This is a genomic window from Streptomyces sp. NPDC060002 (assembly GCF_042737245.1).
Classification (GTDB): domain Bacteria; phylum Actinomycetota; class Actinomycetes; order Streptomycetales; family Streptomycetaceae; genus Streptomyces.
Map to the genome: position 1 here is coordinate 21,772 of NZ_JBHWUW010000001.1, position 16,641 is coordinate 38,412.

At 72.9% G+C, this 16,641-nt stretch carries 15 protein-coding genes and 1 pseudogene; 7 read left to right on the forward strand and 9 right to left on the reverse strand.

Annotation, left to right across the window (positions count from 1 at the left end; all coding sequences use genetic code 11):
• Positions 1-258 precede the first annotated feature (258 nt).
• The 7 genes from ACFWBD_RS00095 to tgmB all read left to right on the forward strand — a co-directional run bounded on the left by ACFWBD_RS00095 (position 259) and on the right by tgmB (position 7,231).
• Complete coding sequence (locus ACFWBD_RS00095) at positions 259-1,488, forward strand: hypothetical protein (protein WP_385660365.1); 1,230 nt, start codon at positions 259-261, stop codon at positions 1,486-1,488.
• A gap of 133 nt (positions 1,489-1,621) precedes the next feature.
• Positions 1,622-2,182, forward strand: a complete 561-nt coding sequence (locus ACFWBD_RS00100) for a (2Fe-2S)-binding protein (RefSeq protein ID WP_385660367.1) — start codon at positions 1,622-1,624, stop codon at positions 2,180-2,182.
• 51 nt (positions 2,183-2,233) lie between these two features.
• On the forward strand, positions 2,234-3,229 hold the full coding sequence (locus tag ACFWBD_RS00105) for an FAD binding domain-containing protein (protein ID WP_385661460.1): 996 nt from the start codon (positions 2,234-2,236) through the stop codon (positions 3,227-3,229).
• Positions 3,226-5,349, forward strand: coding sequence for a xanthine dehydrogenase family protein molybdopterin-binding subunit (locus ACFWBD_RS00110; protein WP_385660370.1), 2,124 nt, complete (start codon positions 3,226-3,228; stop codon positions 5,347-5,349). Before ACFWBD_RS00105 ends, ACFWBD_RS00110 begins: the two co-directional genes overlap by 4 nt.
• 177 nt (positions 5,350-5,526) lie before the next feature.
• Positions 5,527-5,814: a DUF1232 domain-containing protein gene (locus tag ACFWBD_RS00115; RefSeq protein ID WP_385660373.1), complete on the forward strand. Its 288-nt coding sequence runs from the start codon at positions 5,527-5,529 to the stop codon at positions 5,812-5,814.
• Positions 5,815-6,036: 222 nt separating this feature from the next.
• A complete protein-coding gene (gene tgmA, locus ACFWBD_RS00120; protein ID WP_020129087.1) occupies positions 6,037-6,228 on the forward strand; it encodes a putative ATP-grasp-modified RiPP in 192 nt (63 codons plus the stop codon).
• Between the two features lie 16 nt (positions 6,229-6,244).
• Positions 6,245-7,231 carry an ATP-grasp ribosomal peptide maturase gene (gene tgmB / locus ACFWBD_RS00125; protein WP_385660375.1) on the forward strand — a complete coding sequence of 329 codons (987 nt, stop codon included), beginning with the start codon at positions 6,245-6,247 and terminating at the stop codon, positions 7,229-7,231.
• 67 nt (positions 7,232-7,298) lie between these two features.
• On the opposite strand, the gene ACFWBD_RS00130 is transcribed toward tgmB, so the two are convergent.
• From ACFWBD_RS00130 to ACFWBD_RS00170, 9 genes and pseudogenes are all read right to left on the reverse strand, one after another.
• Complete coding sequence (locus tag ACFWBD_RS00130) at positions 7,299-7,544, reverse strand: DUF5133 domain-containing protein (protein WP_385660377.1); 246 nt, start codon at positions 7,542-7,544, stop codon at positions 7,299-7,301.
• Positions 7,545-7,654: 110 nt separating this feature from the next.
• Positions 7,655-7,861, reverse strand: a pseudogene (locus tag ACFWBD_RS00135) (ABC transporter ATP-binding protein); the annotation flags it as partial.
• Positions 7,862-7,870: 9 nt separating this feature from the next.
• Positions 7,871-9,148 carry an ABC transporter substrate-binding protein gene (locus ACFWBD_RS00140; protein ID WP_385660379.1) on the reverse strand — a complete coding sequence of 426 codons (1,278 nt, stop codon included), beginning with the start codon at positions 9,146-9,148 and terminating at the stop codon, positions 7,871-7,873.
• A complete protein-coding gene (locus ACFWBD_RS00145) occupies positions 9,145-10,257 on the reverse strand; it encodes a branched-chain amino acid ABC transporter permease (RefSeq protein WP_385660382.1) in 1,113 nt (370 codons plus the stop codon). The genes ACFWBD_RS00140 and ACFWBD_RS00145 overlap by 4 nt, the downstream gene beginning before the upstream one ends.
• Positions 10,250-11,146 carry a branched-chain amino acid ABC transporter permease gene (locus tag ACFWBD_RS00150; protein WP_385660385.1) on the reverse strand — a complete coding sequence of 299 codons (897 nt, stop codon included), beginning with the start codon at positions 11,144-11,146 and terminating at the stop codon, positions 10,250-10,252. Before ACFWBD_RS00150 ends, ACFWBD_RS00145 begins: the two co-directional genes overlap by 8 nt.
• A complete protein-coding gene (locus ACFWBD_RS00155; protein WP_385660388.1) occupies positions 11,143-12,057 on the reverse strand; it encodes an ABC transporter ATP-binding protein in 915 nt (304 codons plus the stop codon). Before ACFWBD_RS00155 ends, ACFWBD_RS00150 begins: the two co-directional genes overlap by 4 nt.
• On the reverse strand, positions 12,054-12,836 hold the full coding sequence (locus tag ACFWBD_RS00160; protein WP_351756333.1) for an ABC transporter ATP-binding protein: 783 nt from the start codon (positions 12,834-12,836) through the stop codon (positions 12,054-12,056). The genes ACFWBD_RS00155 and ACFWBD_RS00160 overlap by 4 nt, the downstream gene beginning before the upstream one ends.
• 306 nt (positions 12,837-13,142) lie before the next feature.
• Positions 13,143-14,399 carry an acyltransferase gene (locus ACFWBD_RS00165; RefSeq protein WP_385660390.1) on the reverse strand — a complete coding sequence of 419 codons (1,257 nt, stop codon included), beginning with the start codon at positions 14,397-14,399 and terminating at the stop codon, positions 13,143-13,145.
• Positions 14,396-16,597, reverse strand: a complete 2,202-nt coding sequence (locus ACFWBD_RS00170; protein ID WP_385660393.1) for a glycosyltransferase — start codon at positions 16,595-16,597, stop codon at positions 14,396-14,398. Before ACFWBD_RS00170 ends, ACFWBD_RS00165 begins: the two co-directional genes overlap by 4 nt.
• Positions 16,598-16,641 lie beyond the last annotated feature (44 nt).

Consider the following 16,641-nt stretch of genomic DNA (forward strand, 5'->3'; position numbering starts at 1 on the left):
CCGGAGGTCGGCGGGCCCACGGGTGCGGCGTCACCCGCCGTGGTGAACTGCGCACACCCCGTACGAGTGGCGCACACCCCCGCACGGGCCGCCGGCGGACGGAACGGATCCGGACGCGTGACGTGTGCCGTGCCGGGGAAGGTGCCTCCCGGCGGGGCGCCTCCGGGCGTCCGCGCCACCGACCCGCTTGACCGCGCACCGCCCCTGGCGAGTGATACTGGCCTTCGCACGTCGTCACCCGCCCTCACGAATGGACTCATGCTCATCGCCGCGACCGTTCCGCCCACGACGCCCTCCACGGTGTGGCAGACCCGTGGCCGTCACACCGGCCCCGCCGCTCCGGACGTCCTGCGCAAGCACCTTCAGGCGCTCAAGGACGCCGGGACCGTCCAGGACTTCATGGAGCTGCCCGACGCCGACACCCCCGAGGGGGAGACGGCCTTCGAGGCCCGGTGGCCGGTCGCGGAGGAGGTGACCGTCCGTGCCCGGCTGAGGCTCGCCGAGTGGGCGGGCCCGGGCCAGGAGTGGACGCTGACGGCGGAGGCGGAGCGGCCGTGGGACCAGCGGTGGCCGTCGCCCGCCGGCATGTTCTGGTCCTGGGAGGCGGACGCCCCGTGGGGCAACGAGACCGTCGCAGGTGAGCGGTTCCTCGCCACCAACCCGCTTCCGGCGGACGAGAAGGAGCTGCGGCGCGCGCTCCGGGGCGCCCTGCGGGACACCTGGAACGTCCACCTCGTCGTGCACGAGGCCATGACGCCCGACGAGCACGGCCGGCGGTCGCTGATCCCGCTGCTGCCGCCCGGCCTGCACCACCGGGTCATCGAGCACCGCGCGGCCCCGCACCAGCTGCGCACCGTGAACTGGGCTCTCAAGGAGTCCGGGGTGGAGGTGCCGCGCGGCGGGGCGCTGGTACTGCCCGGCGTGCCCGCGCCGGCCGACTACGACGCCGTCGACTACTCGGTGCGCAGCGTGTTCCTGGACGGCACGCATCCCACCGAGCTGCTGGACGCGGTACGGCGCTTCGCGGCGCTGCCCAGGCCGCTGCCGGAGGACGCCGACGCCGCGCTCACCGCGCTGCGGGAGGAGTGGCAGCTGCTGACCCTGGAGGAGGAGCTCGCGCGAGAGCGCAAGCTCGTGGTGATGTACAAGGAGGCCCTGGAGGCGATGACGGAGTCCAGGGACCTGTACCGGGAGGCCGCCGAGCACGCCCACGAGGCGCTGGCCGCGTACCGCGAGGCGGCCGCCGAGGCCGGGGAGCCGCGGCCGGCGCCGGCCAGGAAGAGCGGCTCGCCGTTCCAGCAGCTGGGCCGGACCCTGGAGCGGTTCAAGGAGACGACCAAGGGCCTGCGCCCGGTGGCGTCGGCCGCTCCCGCGGGTCGGGTCGAGTCGCCGGAACAGGCCCGCACCACCGGCGCCACGGGTGCCACAGGCGCCACAGGCGCCACAGGCGCCACAGGCGGCGACGAGCCCGAGGCGGCCGACCGGTAGGCGGCAGGCAGGCGGCAGGCGGCAGGCGGCAGGCGGCAGCGCCCGAATTGCCTCGTTCCGGGACGTGTCACACGCCCCACTCTGGATACGCGGTCCCCACGGCACCACGGACCGCCCCGGAAGGGACCAGGACATGGGCAGCGAGCACGGCCCCCGGTCATCGCCCCACCGATCCGACACGACGCTGCGCGTCAACGGCAAGCCGCACACCCTCACCGTCGACCACCGGCGCGTGCTGCTGGACGTGCTGCGGGAGGATCTGGACCTCACCGGAGCGAAGAAGGGCTGCGACCACGGTCAGTGCGGCGCGTGCACGGTCCTCGTCGACGGGCGGCGCGTCAACAGCTGCCTGCTGCTCGCCGTCGCCCTGGACGGCAGCGACATCACGACCGTCGAGGGCCTGTCCGGCGACGGCGATGATCCGCATCCGCTCCAGCAGGCCTTCCTGGAGCGCGACGCCTTCCAGTGCGGGTACTGCACGCCCGGACAGATCTGCTCGGCGGTGGGCGCGCTCGCCGAGGCGGAGTCGGGCCATCCCTCGCACGTCACGGATCCGGCGACGCCCTCCGGACGGCCGGTCGCGCTGGACCGGGACGAGATCCGCGAGCGGCTCAGCGGCAATCTCTGCCGCTGCGGCGCGTACCCGCGCATCGTCGACGCCGTCGAGGACGTGACCGGGGCGGGCAGCCCATGACCGGGCCGGCGGCCCAAGGGCACGACCGTGGCAACCAGAGGACGTGATCCGGTGGACACCTTCGCCTACGTACGGGCCGGCAGTCTCGCGGAGGCCGCCGAGGCCTTCGCCGCGCACCCCGGCGCGCGCTATCTGGGCGGCGGGACCAACCTCGTCGACCTGATGAAACTCGGCGTGGAACGGCCGACCGCCCTCGTCGACGTCACCCGACTTCCGCTGAACGAGGTGACGGAGCAGCCGGACGGGTCGCTGCGGATCGGCGCCCTGGTGCGCAACAGCGACCTCGCGGCGCATCCACGCGTGCGTGACCGCTACCCCGTGCTCTCCCAGGCGGTGCTCGCGGGCGCCTCGGGCCAGCTGCGCAACGCGGCCACGACCGGCGGGAACCTGCTCCAGCGCACCCGTTGCCCCTACTTCCAGGACGTCTCCAAGCCGTGCAACAAGCGGCAGCCGGGCAGCGGGTGCGCCGCCCAGGACGGCGCGCACCGCGACCACGCGGTGCTGGGGGCCTCCGAGCACTGCATCGCCACCCACCCGTCGGACATGGCCGTGGCCCTGGCCGCGCTGGACGCCGAGGTCGAGCTGTACGGCACGGCCGGCGTGCGCCGGGTGGCGGCGGCCGAGTTCCACCGGCTGCCCGGGGAGGCACCGCAGCGGGACACCGTGATCGAACCCGGTGAGATCGTCACCGCCGTCCTGCTGCCGGCCGCCACGGCCGGGCTGCCGTCCGCGTACCGCAAGGCGCGCGACCGGGCCTCGTACGCCTTCGCGCTCGCCTCCGTCGCCGTGGTCCTGGAGGTCACCGACGGTGTCGTCGCGCAGGTGGGGATCGCCTTCGGCGCGCTGGCCCACCGCCCGTGGCGGGCCCGGCGCGCCGAGGAGGCGCTGCTGGGCGCGGCTCCCACCCGGGCGGCCTTCGAACACGCGGCCGAGCTGGAGCTGTCCGAAGCCCGGCCGTTGCGTGACAACGCGTACAAGGTGCCGCTGGCCCGCAACCTCGCCGTGGACGTCCTGACGCGGCTCGTACCGCACGAGGAGGACTCATGACCGCCGTGGGCGCGCCCGCCGAGCGCAGGGAGGGCCGGGAGAAGGTCACCGGAACCGCCCGGTACGCCGCCGAACAGCCCGTTCCCGGGCGGCTGTTCGCCCGCCCCGTCCCCGCGACGATCGTGCGCGGCCGGGTGACCGACGTCGACGACAGCGCGGCGCTGGCGCTGCCCGGTGTCGTCACCGTGCTCACCCATCGCAACGCGCCCCGCCTCGCAGCGCCGGACGACGCCACCCTCGCCGTGCTCCAGGGCCCCGAGGTGCCGAACCGGGGCTGGTTCGTCGCCCTGGTGGTGGCCGACAGCCCGGAGGCGGCCCGGGCCGGTGCCGCCGCCGTACGGGTCACCTGCGCCGAGGAGACGTACGACGTCACGCTCACCGCCACGCACCCGCGGGCGTACGTCCCCGAGGAGATCAACGGCGCCTTCCCCGGTGTGCGGGAACTGGGGGACCCCGACGGCGCGTTCGCCGACGCGGACGTGCGGGTCGACGTCGGCTACCGGGTGCCGCCCCTGCACAACCACCCCATGGAGCCGCACGCCAGCACCGCGCACTGGGACGGTGAACGGCTCACGGTGTACACCTCCAGCCAGGGCACCACGGCCGTGCGCGCCGTGCTCGGCAAGTTGTTCGGGCTGGCCGACGAGCGGATCACGGTCCTCGCCGAGCATGTCGGCGGTGGCTTCGGGTCCAAGGGCACGCCCCGGCCGGACGTGGTCCTCGCCGCGATGGCCGCATGGCACACCGGGCGCCCGGTCACCGTGGTCCTCCCCCGCCGCGTGCTGCCCGCCTCCGTCGGCCACCGGGCGTCCACCCTGCACCGGCTGCGCCTGGGCGCGGACTTCGAGGGCCGGCTGACGTCGCTCGTGCACGAGGTGACCACGTACACGTCCCGCATCAAGGAGTTCGTCGAGTACGCGGGCATCCCGGCGCGCGTCATGTACGCCGCGCCGCACCTGCGCAGCCTGCATCGCGTGGTCCGGCTCGACGTGCCGACGCCGTCCTGGATGCGGGCGCCCGGTGAGGCGCCCGGCATGTACGCCCTGGAGTCGGCGATGGACGAGCTGGCCGAGGCGCTCGGGATGGACCCGGTCGAGGTGCGGATCCGCAACGAGCCGGACACCGAGCCGGACAGCGGCAAGCCGTTCAGCAGCCGGCACCTCGTCGAGTGCCTGCGGGAGGGCGCCCGCCGCTTCGGGTGGTCCGACCGGGATCCCCGCCCCCGGACGCGCTCCACCGGGCCGCTGCTGCTCGGGACGGGCGTGGCCGCCGCCACGTACCCGGTGCAGGTGTATCCGTCGAGGGCGGCGGTACGTGCCCTGCCCGACGGGTCCTTCCTCGTCGAGGTGAACGCCGCGGACATCGGCACGGGCGCCCGTACGGTCCTCGCGCAGGTCGCGGCGGACGCCCTGGATGTGCCTCTGGAGCGGGTGCGGATCCGGGTGGGCAGCAGTGACCTGCCGGCGGCCCCGCTGGCGGGCGGTTCCTCGGGTACCGCCTCCTGGGGCTGGGCGGTGCACGAGGCCTGTGTACGGCTCGCCGCGCAGCTGACCGGACGTCAGGGTCCGTTGCCCGAGCAGGGGTTGGCGGTGGGCGCCGACACCAAGGGGGCCGCCGACGCCGGAAGTCCCTTCGCGCGGCACGCGTTCGGGGCGCACTTCGCGGAGGTCTCCGTGGACACGGTGACCGGAGAGGTGCGGGTGCGCCGGCTGCTCGGGGTGTACGCGGCGGGACGCATCCTCAACCCCCGTACCGCGCGCTCCCAGTTCGTCGGCGGGATGACCATGGGCCTGGGCATGGCGCTGACCGAGGGCAGCACCCTGGACACCGCCTTCGGCGACTTCACCGAGTCGGATCTCGCGGCCTACCACGTGCCCGCGCACGCCGACGTGCCGGACATCGAGGCGCACTGGATCGACGAGGACGATCCGCATCTCAACCCCCTGGGCGGAAAGGGGATCGGCGAGATCGGCATCGTGGGCACGGCGGCCGCCATCGGCAACGCCGTGCACCACGCCACGGGCGTCCGCTTCCGCGAACCGCCGCTCACCCCCGACCGGGTGCTGACGGGCCTGCTGGAGAACCCCGGCACCCGGCTCCGACCGGCTAGCCGCCGCTGAGCGGACGTCCGTCCCGGGTGCTCGGCACCACGCGTCCGGCGTGCTGCGCCACTCGGACGCGGTCACCGTGCGAGTTGCGTCCGATGCGGTAATCCCGCCGGAAAGGGGAATCCGGAAACCGTCAGCGGGGAATCGAGTAGGGACAGACGCCGCGCGACGGACCATATGGGAGGGCCCGTGGATGCGCCAACCACGCTCGTCGTCGTCGCGGTGCTGGCGGCCGTGGCCGTGTTCGCCGTGGCCGCGACCGTGCTCGTGCGTCTGGTCCGGGCCCGCCGGGGCCTGAGGCGAGCAGGGCTTCCCACCGGGCCGCGCTGGGTGTTCTGGGGGGCGGTCCTCTACTTCGTGCTCCCCACCGACGTACTGCCGGACCCCGTCTATCTCGACGACATCGGTGTCCTCCTGCTGGCCCTGCGTTCCCTGCGCCGCACCCCCGACGACGCTCCCGAGCGCCTCCCCGACTGACCGTCCGGGAAGAGGTTTTCACCCCCGCTCGACCCGATCTCCCCTGCTCCGCGCCCTGTTCGGGGCCCGACCGCGCGATGATCACGGAGAGTAAGGAAACCAACCACCCGTTCGATTCGTATAAGTGACTGAAGGACGCACCTACCCAGCACCAGCAGCGGGCCCGAGTGACGTCGCACAGCGGCACCGCTTGATCGAAGCAGTACCGACGAGGGAGAGACGATGCAACCGTTCACGCTCAACTACGCACGCCCAGCGGCCGAGTTGGAGTTCAGCACTCCGTACGCCTATGACCCCGGAATGCAGTTGAACGTAACTCTCGACGGCCGGATCGCCGCTCGTGATCACGCCCTCCTGAGAGAACTCGGGACGACGACCTCGACGGCGGGCTCCAAGACCCACTTCGACGACTGAACACGGACCGACGAAAATGACCGTGCTCATCCTTACCTGTGAAGAGGACGTCACGGCGGACATGGTGGTCGTGCACCTGAACGCCGCGGGCGTCCCCGTCGTCCGGCTTGACCCGGCCGACCTCACCCACTCCGTCGCGCTCTCCGGCGAGTACGTGCACGGTGCCTTCCGGGGCCACCTGTCGTCCGCCGGACGGCTGGTGAGCCTCGAGGGGCTGCGGTCCGTTTGGGTCCGGCGGCCCGGCACGGCCGCGGCCCGAGCGGCGCAGCCGTCCGCGTGGCTCACGGAGGAGGCCTCGCAGGCGCTGTACGGCATGCTCCGCGGTACCGGGGCGCGCTGGATGAACCACCCGGACGCGTCCCGGCGCGCCCGGCACAAGCCCTGGCAGCTGCGGCTCGCGCAGCTCAGCGGGCTGCCCGTACCGGCCACGATCGTCACGACGTTCCCGCAGGCGGCCCGCGAGTTCGCGGACCGCTATCCGGACCTGGTGGTCAAGCCGGTGTCCGGGGCGCATCCGCAGGATCCGCCCCGGGCGGTGCCCACCACCCGGGTCCCGCCGGGCGCGGACTTCGCCGCCGTCGCCTACGGGCCGACGCTGCTCCAGCGCCGGGTGGCCAAGCGGGCCGACATACGGCTGACCGCGGTCGGCGACCGCGTCCTGGCCGCCCGCAAGGAGACGGCCCCCGGCGGCGATCCGGACGTGGTGGACGTGCGCTACTCGCTTTCCACCACACCGTGGCGTCCCTGCGACGTCCCCCCGCGCCTCGCCGAGGCCGTGCGGAGGTATCTGCGGGAGGCGGAACTGGCCTACGGCGCCTTCGACTTCGCCGAGGACGCCGACGGGACGTGGTGGTTCCTGGAGTGCAACCAGTCGGGCCAGTTCGGCTTCGTGGAGGTGGACACCGGGCAGCCGATCGCCCGCACCATCGCGCAGTGGCTGGCCGGGGAACCCCCGGAGCACGATGCCCGGCAGGCCGACCGGTGCGGCTCCACCGCCTCGTGAGACGTCCGGGGCGCGGCGGGCGCCGCTGGGGGCGCACCGCCGCGCCGGGTCCGGCTCGGGGCCGCCCTCAGACGGCCAGGGACAGTCCGCTTTCCGGGTGCTGCGCGGGCACGACCGCCGCGGACTCGAGCAGGGCGTCCGCCGCGGCGACCGCCTCCCGCACGTCGGGCGTGTCCATCAGCACGCACAGGGTGTACGTCACGTCCTGTAGTTCACGAGCCGTCTGCGGCCTGTCCCACTCCGCCTGAGCGATCCTCAGCGTCGCGTACCTGGTCAGCAACGTCCTGGCGATCTTCGGGTCCGGAACGATCACGAGCGCCTCTCTCTCCTGCCTGTTTGCGCTGCGTGTGCCCGGACCTGGGCGAATCATGCACGGCAGGCAAAAACGTCACCCCGCCGGGGTCATGATCCGGCCACCTGCGCTCAGGCGACCTGCCCGCTGTGCAGCTCCGTGTACGCCCCGCCCCGGTGCACGAGTTCGTCGTGCGTGCCGGTCTCCAGGATCCGTCCCTCCCCCATCACCACGATCCGGTCCGCGCCGCGCACGGTGGACAGCCGGTGTGCCACCACGAAGGCGGTGCGGCCGCGCAGCAGCCGGGCGAGGGCCTGCTGGACGAGCGCCTCGGAGCGGAGTGCGGGTCAGGAGCGGCTCGCCAGGTACTCGGTCACGCCCGGCGCCTGGTGCGCGTCCTCCACGCCCACCAGGCCGCCGACCGCCTTCGCGTCCGGCTTGAGCACATAGGTCGACAGGGCGGCGGGCCGGGACACGTCGGAGAAGTCCTGCGGGGAGCCGAGTCCGGTGTCGACGTTCTTCTGCGCACGGTGCGCCTTCACCACGTCCTCCCGGGCGAGGCTGCCGGCCGCGCAGGCCTTCTTGAGGTCGGCGCCCAGCAGTTGGGCGGCGTTGTATCCGGAGAGCACCCCGGAGTCCACCGGGGAGGCCGGGTACTTCTTCCCGTACGCGGTCACCATCTTCTGGACACCGGGCAGGTCCGAGCTGACGGCGGGCGCCGCGCTGACCACGTTCAGCAGGCCCAGCAGGGCCGGCGCCGCGGGCGTCTTCAACAGCTGTGGCGCGAAGCCGGGCGCGCTGCTGACGACGGGCACCTTCAGTCCGCGGGAGGCGGCGACACCGACCAGGGAGGCCGTCTGGGCCGGACCGGCGCTGATCAGGACGGCCTTCACGCCCGCCTTGCTCAGCGCCGACACCTGAGCGGTCAGATCCGTGTCCGTCGCCTTGATCTTCTGGGGGACGATCTTCAGCCCGGCCTGCTCGGCCGCCCACTTCGAGCCCTCCAGGGCGTTGGCGCCGTAGTCGCCCTCGAAGTACACATGGCCGATGGTGTCACCCTTGGCGAGTCCCTTGGTGCGGGTGAGGAAGTCGACGGCCGCGAGCATGTCGACGTCGTAGGTGGTGCCCATGACCTGGACGGAGTCCTTGCCCAGCAGGGAGGCCGCCCAGGCCTGCGGGAAGGTGAGCAGGTGGTCGCTCTCGATGTCGTCGAGGAGGGCGGCGACGACCGGGGATCCGATGACCTGCGGCAGCGCGACCACGTCCGGGGCGAGGTCGGCGTAGGCGGTGACCGCCTTCTGGACGTCGTAGCCGTGGTCCTTGACGACGATCTCGACCTTGCGGTCGCAGATGCCGCCGCCCGCGTTGGTCTCGTCGGCCCACATCTGCTGGGCCTGCACGATGCTCTTGCCGAGGGTGGCGTAGGGGCCGGTCAGGTCGGTGAGCGCGCCGAGCCTGATGGTCTTCGCGGTCACCCCCGGGCCGGACTTGACGCCGTCGGCGCTCTCGGAGCCGCTGTCGCCGTCCGCCTTGGAGCTGCAGCCGGTGGCCGCGACGAGCAGGGCCGCGAGCGCGGCGGCGAGGAGGGTTGCGGGGGCGCGGTGCCTGTGGTGCGTGCGGTTCACGGGGTGGGCTCCTTGGTTCGGACGGCCGAGGCGGATGGACGGGTGGCGGGCGCCGGAGCCGGGAAGGCGGGGCGCAGTCGGGTGCGGACGCGGCGGGTGAGGCCGCGCAGTCCGTCGGGGGCGTACAGCAGGACCAGGACGATCGCCGCGCCGTAGAGGTAGCGGGCCGCCTCGGTCGGGCCCACCCCGCCGTCGGTGGTGCCGGGGGCGGTCACCAGCGGCAGCTGGTCGGCGTAACGGGTCATCAGCAGGGGCAGGGCGGTGACGAAGACGGCGCCCGCGGCGGCCCCGGCCACCGAGCCGAGGCCGCCGATCACGATCATCGCCAGGTAGTCGACCGAGAGGGCCAGGCCGAAGTAGTCGGGGACGACCCGGCGGAAGGCCAGCGCGAGCAGCACCCCCGCCAGGCCCGCGTACATCGACGACACGACGAAGGCCGCCGAGCGGTGGCGGGCGACGTCGACGCCCATCACCGCGGCCGCCGTCTCGCTGTCGCGCAGGGCCGCGAGGGCGCGCCCCGGGCGTCCGCGCAGCAGACCGCGCGCGGTCCACCAGGTGCCGGCCAGCAGGGCGAGGCCGAGGAACCACAGGCGTTCCTCGGCGCCGAACGGCACGCCGAGGAGGACGAGTCCCGGGTCGTCGTCGGTGAAGGAGAACCCGCCGATGCTCAGCGGGGGCACGGAGCGGCCGTTGAACCCGCCGGTGACGGAGTCGGCGGTGAGCAGCACGTGGTGGCCCAGGAAGACCAGGGCGAGCGTGGCGACGCCCAGGTAGATGCCGCGCACGCGCCCGGCGACGGGACTGAACAGTCCGCCCGCCGCCCCGGCGAGCAGCACGGCGAGGAGGGCGGCGAGCGCGGTCGGCAGTCCGGGGCCGGGTTCGCCGGCCAGCCAGGTGTAGCCGTAGGCGCCCACGGCGAGGAAGAAGGCGTGACCCAGGGAGAGCTGGCCGGCGGTGCCGGTGAGCAGGCCGAGACCGACGGCGCCGATGGCGGCGGCCATCGAGAACAGGCCGATGCGCAGCCAGAAGGCGTCCAGGTAGAAGGGCGGCGCGCACAGCAGGAGGGCGGCCAGGAGCACGACGGCGCCCTTGGGGATGCGTTCAGACACGAGCCGCTCCCTTCGCGCCGAACAGTCCGGTGGGCCGCACCAGCAGGACGGCCACCATGACGGCGTACGGGGCGACGTCGCCGAACCCCTCGCCCAGCACGTGCAGTTCGGTCTGGTAGCCGGCGGCCAGGGCCTCGGTCAGGCCGATCAGCAGGCTGCCGGCCAGGGCGCCGGGCGGGGAGGTCAGGCCGCCGAGGATCGCCGCCGGGAAGGCCTTGAGGGCGATCTGGCCGGTGGTCCGTTCCAGCCCGGGGGCGGGGAACGCGGCGAGGAACACGGCGGCCAGGGCGGCCAGGGCACCGGCCAGGCACCAGGCGAGCATGCGCACCCGGCTCAGCCGTACGCCCATCAGCGCGGCGGCCTCCGTGTCCTGCGCGGCGGCCCGCAGGGCGAGGCCCCAGGACGTGAAGCGGAACAGGGCGAAGACGGCGCCGATGGCGAGCGCGGAGACGGCGATCGCGGCAAGGCGGCTGTCGGCGACGGTCACCGAGCCCAGGCGGGTCACCGAATCGCCCCACGGGTCGCCGAGGGTCAGCAGGTCGCCGCCGATGCGCCGGGAGAGGTCGGTGAGCAGCACGATGTCCACGCCGATGGTGACGATGGTCTGCACATGGGCGGCCTGCGGGTCGGGGTCACCGCGTTGCAGCAGCAGCCGGTCGAGGGCTCCGGCGAGGGCCGCGGTCGCGAGCACGGACACCGCGAGGGCGCCGGCGAAACCGAGGTCGTCGTGGAGGACGGCGACGAGGTAGCCGCCGAGCAGCAGCAGCGATCCGTGGGCGAAGTTGAGCACCCCCGACGCCTTGAAGATCACGACGAAGCCGAGCGCGACCAGGGCGTAGACCGAGCCGAGCGCGAGCCCGGTGAGGATGCTGTCGAGGAGGGCGGTCATACGGGGTCCCCTTCGGAGTGGGTTTCCTCTTCGAGGGCGGTGCCCTGTGCGGGGGTGGTGTCGGTGGTGTCGGTGGTGTCCTGTGCGGGAGCGGTGTCCTCGCCGGGGGTGCCGAGGTAGGCGCGCAGCACTTCGGGATGGCGGCGGACCTCGTCGGGGGTGCCGTGGGCGATGCACCGGCCGAAGTCGAGCACCGTGACCTCGTCGGCGAGGCGCATCACGAGGCCCATGTCGTGCTCCACCAGCAGGACGGACAGGCCGAGTTCGGCGCGGACGGTATCGATCACCTCGGCCGTCCGGGCGCGCTCGGCGCCGTTCATGCCGGCCACGGGCTCGTCGAGCAGCAGGACGCGCGGCTCGAGACAGAGGGCCCGGGCGAGCTCCACGCGTTTGCGGTCGCCGTAAGACAGCAGGGCGACGGGCGTCTCGAAGCGGGCGGCCAGTCCGGTGAGTTCGGCGATCTCCCGGGCCCGCGCGAGGTGGGCGCGCTGTTCGCGCACCGCTCGGGGCAGGCGCAGGGCGGTCGCGGCGAAGCCCGCGTGGGAGAGGACGTGCCGGCCGAGCATGAGGTTGTCGGCGACGGTGCCCTCGGTGGTGACGATGTTCTGGAAGGTGCGGGCCACCCCGAGGGCGGCGATCCGGTGGGGCGCGAGTCCGGTGAGTGACGCGTCGCCGAGCCGGACCTGCCCGGACGACGGGCGGTACAGGCCCGACAGGACGTTGAAGCAGGTCGACTTCCCGGCGCCGTTGGGGCCGATCAGGGCGTGCACGGACCCCGGGGATACGGTGAAGGACACCGTGTCCAGGGCGGTCAGGCCGGCGAAGCGCACGGTCACGTCCCGGACCCGCAGTTCCGGGGGTGCCGCGGCGAGCCGGCCCGGGGCGGTACCGGTGGTGGGGCGCAGGCTCACGCGGCCCCCTGGTCGCCGGCGTCGTCACCGAGGTAGAGGCGCCGTACCGCGTCCGTGCGCGCGAGGTCGTCGGCCGGGCCGGACAGCCGGACCTCGCCCACTTCCAGGACGTACGCGTGGTCGGCGAGGGACAGCGCCATGCCCGCGTTCTGTTCGACCAGGAGGACGGCCGTGCCCTGGGCGTTGATCTCGCGGATCACCTCGGCGATCCGGAACACCATGCGCGGGGCCAGGCCGAGGGAGGGCTCGTCGAGCAGGAGCAGCCGTGGTGCGGCCATCAGCGCCCGGCCGATGGCGAGCATCTGCTGCTCTCCCCCGGACAGCAGACCGGCCGCCTGCCGGCCGCGTTCGGCGAGCACGGGGAACAGCGTGTACACGCGGTCGCGGGCCTCCCGGACCTGTTCGGGTGCCCGTCGGCCGAGGCCGAGGCCACCGGTGCGCAGGTTCTCCTCCACGGTCAGGCCCGCGAAGACCCGGCGGCCCTCCGGGACCTGGACGACGCCGGCCCGCACCGCGGCCACCGGGTCACGGCCGTCCAGGACCGTGTCCGCGTAGCGGATGAGGCCGGCCGTGACGGTGCCGCGGTGCAGGCGCAGGGTGCCCGACACCGCCCGCAGCAGCGTGGACTTGCCGGCGCCGTTGGCGCCCAGCAACGCCACGACCGCGCCGTGCGGGACGGTCAGGGACACGGAGCGCAGGGCTGACAAGGCCCGCCCGTACGTCACGTCGAGACCCTCGACGTGCAGCGCGGGCCGCTCCTGCGGGGGTACTGCGGGCATCGCGGCTCCTCGGATCCGTGCCGGCGGGCACGGGGTTTCGGGGGAAGGGGAGCTCACGACAGCACGACGGAGGAGGGGCGGTACAGGCGCGGACGCGGGGTCGCTGCGCCACCCCAACGGGAGGTCGGCGGGGTTGTGCGGGTGCCCAGGGGGACGGGCCGCGGGTGCCCGTGCGAGGTGGGACGGGAGTGCCCCGGGGGCGGACAGTGACACAGGAGGGCCGAGGTACCGCCGGCGCGGACGCCGGAAGCGAGACGGGTGCCGCCGCGTTCTGCGGCGGCACCCGTGATCATCGGTGCGTGGTTCCTACTTGGCGCGTCGCGCCTTGCTCCTGCGGCCGTCGGGCCACAGGCGTGGCTTCCTCTTCGCCGCGATGTCCTCGATCCAGCCGGTCGCGAGGATCATCACTGCGATGAGGGGCCAGACCAGCACGAACATCCAGAACATGTACGTGGAGTCGAGGAAGCTTGTGGCGCCGCCGGTCTCCATGAAGGGGAGTCCGTACGCCAGGTCGATGATCGGGACGGTGGCCATGATCAGCAGGTTGTGCCACAGGTAGATGGTGACGGCTCGGTTGTTGGAGAGCGTGATCAGCCTGTCCCAACGGGCCAGCCCGCGCGGGAGTTCCTGCCACGAGGGCGAGTACTGGAGCAGGATCACCACGAACCCGAAGGACCAGGACGCCTGGGCCAGCGGGATGTCGTTGAGGTCCCAGCCGTCCGGCCCCAGGTGCCCCGAGGCCCACCACAGGCCGAAGGCCATGACGAGTACGGAGCAGGAGACCGCCGCGTAGCGGGGTATGCGCGCGAGCACCCCCTCCTGGTGGGCGAAGCCCAGCACCCAGCAGCTGCCGTAGACGGCGAAGTCGCTGACCGCGTTGCCGGTCTCGCCGGGTATGGAGACCAGGCCGGTGCCCACCACCGCCGTCAGCGCCAGCGGCGCGAACAGCGTGGGCCAGGGCGCTCTGCGGAACGCCCACAGCAGCAGCGGTGAGGCGAGCACGAACCACAGGTAGGCCCGCAGGTACCAGAGCACACCCGCCGCCTGGACCGCCCAGGTGTTCTCCAGCAGGCCGGACTTGGAGCCGATGTCCCAGGGGAACGGAGGCGCGCCGAGCGGGACGATGTAGTTGAGCAGTTCGACGACGCCCAGGACGCCCCCGTGGTCGGGGTCGTCCAGCACATTCCAGCCGCCCGCGAACATCAGCGTCAGGACGACCGCGCCGAACAGCCACAGCGGCGGCAGCAGTCGCCGCACGCGGTCCCGGATCACGCCCAGGGGCGGACGCTTCAGGGAGCGCGCCATCAGCGAGCCGGCCAGGGCGAACATGACGCCCATGGACGGGAACAGCACGGTGAGCCAGGCCCAGCCGAACAGGTGGTAGACGACCACTCGGACCAGGGCGATCGTGCGCAGCAGGTCGAGGTAGCGGTCGCGTCCCGGCTTCTTCGGGGCCGCGGCGGACGGTTCCGGGACGGCCGGCTCGGTCGGCTGCCGGGGGACGCCGAACGCCGGCGTCCGCTCGGAACCCGCGTTCGTCCCGGTCGGGTAACCCTGGGTCATGCGACAGGCCTCCGGTCGTTGGTGCCGCCGGTGCGCTCGCGCGGCGCCGGGCCGCCCGGCGCCTCCACGGCGCCGGTGCGGCGCAGCTTCTGCCAGCGCAGCCGGCCGCCGGTGAGGGCGGTGATCCAGGACTGGAGCAGCACGACGTACATGAGCTGGCGGTAGAGGATCTGCTGGAGGGGCAGCGAGATCAGGTGGGTCATGCGTTCGCGGTCGAGCCGGAAGGCGTAGGCCGCGCAGACCGCCTGGACGGCGAGGACGCCCAGCCAGGCCACGACCGTCTTCTGGGTGGGGCCGAATACCACTCCGTAGAGGAGGAAGACGTCGATGAGCGGGGCCAGCAGCGGGGCCAGGACCATGAACAGCGAGACGAACGGCAGACCCACGCGGCCGAACCGGCCGGACGGGCCGCGCTCGAAGACCGCCCGGCGGTGCTTCCAGATCGCCTGCATGGTGCCGTACGACCAGCGGTAGCGCTGGGACCACAGCTGTTGCACGGTCTCCGGGGCCTCGGTCCAGGCACGGGCCTTCTCCGCGTACACCACCTTCCAGTTGTCGCGGTGCATGGCCATGGTGATGTCGGTGTCCTCGGCGAGCGTGTCGTCGCTCATGCCGCCGACCCGTTCCAGGGCCGAGCGGCGAAAGGCGCCGACCGCGCCGGGGATGGTGGGCATGCAGCCCAGGACGTCGTACATCCGGCGGTCGAGGTTGAAGCCCATCACGTACTCGATGTGCTGCCAGGCGCCGATCAGTGAGTCCCGGTTGCCGACCTTGGCGTTGCCGGCCACGGCGCCGACCTTCGGGTCGCCGAACGGCTGCACCAGTTCGCGGACGGTGGACGGTTCGAAGACGGTGTCGCCGTCCATCATCACGATGAGGTCGTAGCGGGCGTTGGCGATGCCCCGGTTGAGGGCCGCGGGCTTGCCGGCGTTGTGCTGGCGGACGACCCGGACGTTCGGCAGGCCCATGTCCTCCACGATCCGCGCGGTGCCGTCGGAGGAGCCGTCGTCGATGACGAGCACCTCGATGGGGTGCTCACTCGCCATCAGCGAGCGGACGGTGTTCTCGATGCACTTGGCCTCGTTGTACGCCGGAACCAGCACCGACACCGGTTCGGTGACCGGCGGGCCCCAGCCGAATCCGGGCCGGCGCACCCTGCGGGCGTGCAGGGCGGAGAGCAGCAGCATGAGCCCGAACCGGCTGATGACCAGGACGCCGATCACCGCGAGGCCGACCATCAGCACCCCGGTGACGTTCTCGGCCGCCCCGACGAGGAAGATCCACGCCTTGCCCTTCCACAGGTCGAGGCCGGTGACGGGAGTGTGCGCGCTGGGCGCGCCGAGGGCAGTGGTGAGGTTCTCGAACTCGTAGCCCCGGGACTGCAGCTCGGGCAGGAACCGGTCCAGCGCCTGGACCGTCTGGTGGCGGTCGCCGCCGGAGTCGTGCATCAGGACGATCGCGCCCTTGCCGCCCTTGGGCGTGGCGCGCCTGATGATCTCCTCGACGCCGGGCTTCTTCCAGTCCTCGCTGTCGGTGTTGTTGACGACGGTCAGGTAGCCGAGTGAGCCGATGTACTCGGTGACCGGCCAGGACTTGTCGTCCATCGCGTCGGCGAAGGACGAGTACGGCGGACGGAACAGCGAGGTGCGGATGCCCGCCGCGCCGGCCAGTGCGAGCTGGTTCTGGGACAACTCCCAGGAGATACGTTTCTTCGACTGGAAGGACAGGTCGGGGTGGTTGAAGGTGTGCAGGCCGACCTCGTGACCCTCGTCGACCATGCGCTGGACGAGGTCCGGATAGCGGGAGGCCATGGTGCCGGTGACGAAGAAGACGGCGTGCGCGTGGTGCTTCCTGAGGACGTCCAGGACCTTGGGGGTCCAGACCGGGTCGGGACCGTCGTCGAAGGTCAGGACCAGCCGGTGTTCGGGCACCTCACGGCTGGTGCTGCGGCCGGCGCGGCTGTCGATGACCGGGCCGCCGTCCAGGATCTCGTCGGGCACCTTGCCGACGGCCGCCTCGGGCTGGATGCGGTGGTCGGCGAGGATCTCGCTGTGGACGTAGCCGCGCACCATCAGCATCGCCATCATCGCGACCAGGACGAGGCTGGGCAGCATCAGGCGCATCGGTACGCGGCGGCGGCGGACGGCGCTGTCACGGGCCGCGACTGCGGCCCTGCGACGGCGGGCAGGGAATGCCATCGGAAAGTGTGCTCCAGAAAGGGACCGGCAGGGACCTGAAGGGC

Coding starts and splice junctions, on each gene's coding strand:
- ACFWBD_RS00095 (WP_385660365.1), top strand. CDS start 259: ATGCTCATCGCCGCGACCGTTCCGCCCACGACGCCCTCCACGGTGTGG.
- ACFWBD_RS00100 (WP_385660367.1), top strand. CDS start 1,622: ATGGGCAGCGAGCACGGCCCCCGGTCATCGCCCCACCGATCCGACACG.
- ACFWBD_RS00110 (WP_385660370.1), top strand. CDS start 3,226: ATGACCGCCGTGGGCGCGCCCGCCGAGCGCAGGGAGGGCCGGGAGAAG.
- tgmA (WP_020129087.1), top strand. CDS start 6,037: ATGCAACCGTTCACGCTCAACTACGCACGCCCAGCGGCCGAGTTGGAG.
- tgmB (WP_385660375.1), top strand. CDS start 6,245: ATGACCGTGCTCATCCTTACCTGTGAAGAGGACGTCACGGCGGACATG.
- ACFWBD_RS00150 (WP_385660385.1), bottom strand. CDS start 11,146: ATGACCGCCCTCCTCGACAGCATCCTCACCGGGCTCGCGCTCGGCTCG.
- ACFWBD_RS00160 (WP_351756333.1), bottom strand. CDS start 12,836: ATGCCCGCAGTACCCCCGCAGGAGCGGCCCGCGCTGCACGTCGAGGGT.
- ACFWBD_RS00165 (WP_385660390.1), bottom strand. CDS start 14,399: ATGACCCAGGGTTACCCGACCGGGACGAACGCGGGTTCCGAGCGGACG.
- ACFWBD_RS00170 (WP_385660393.1), bottom strand. CDS start 16,597: ATGGCATTCCCTGCCCGCCGTCGCAGGGCCGCAGTCGCGGCCCGTGAC.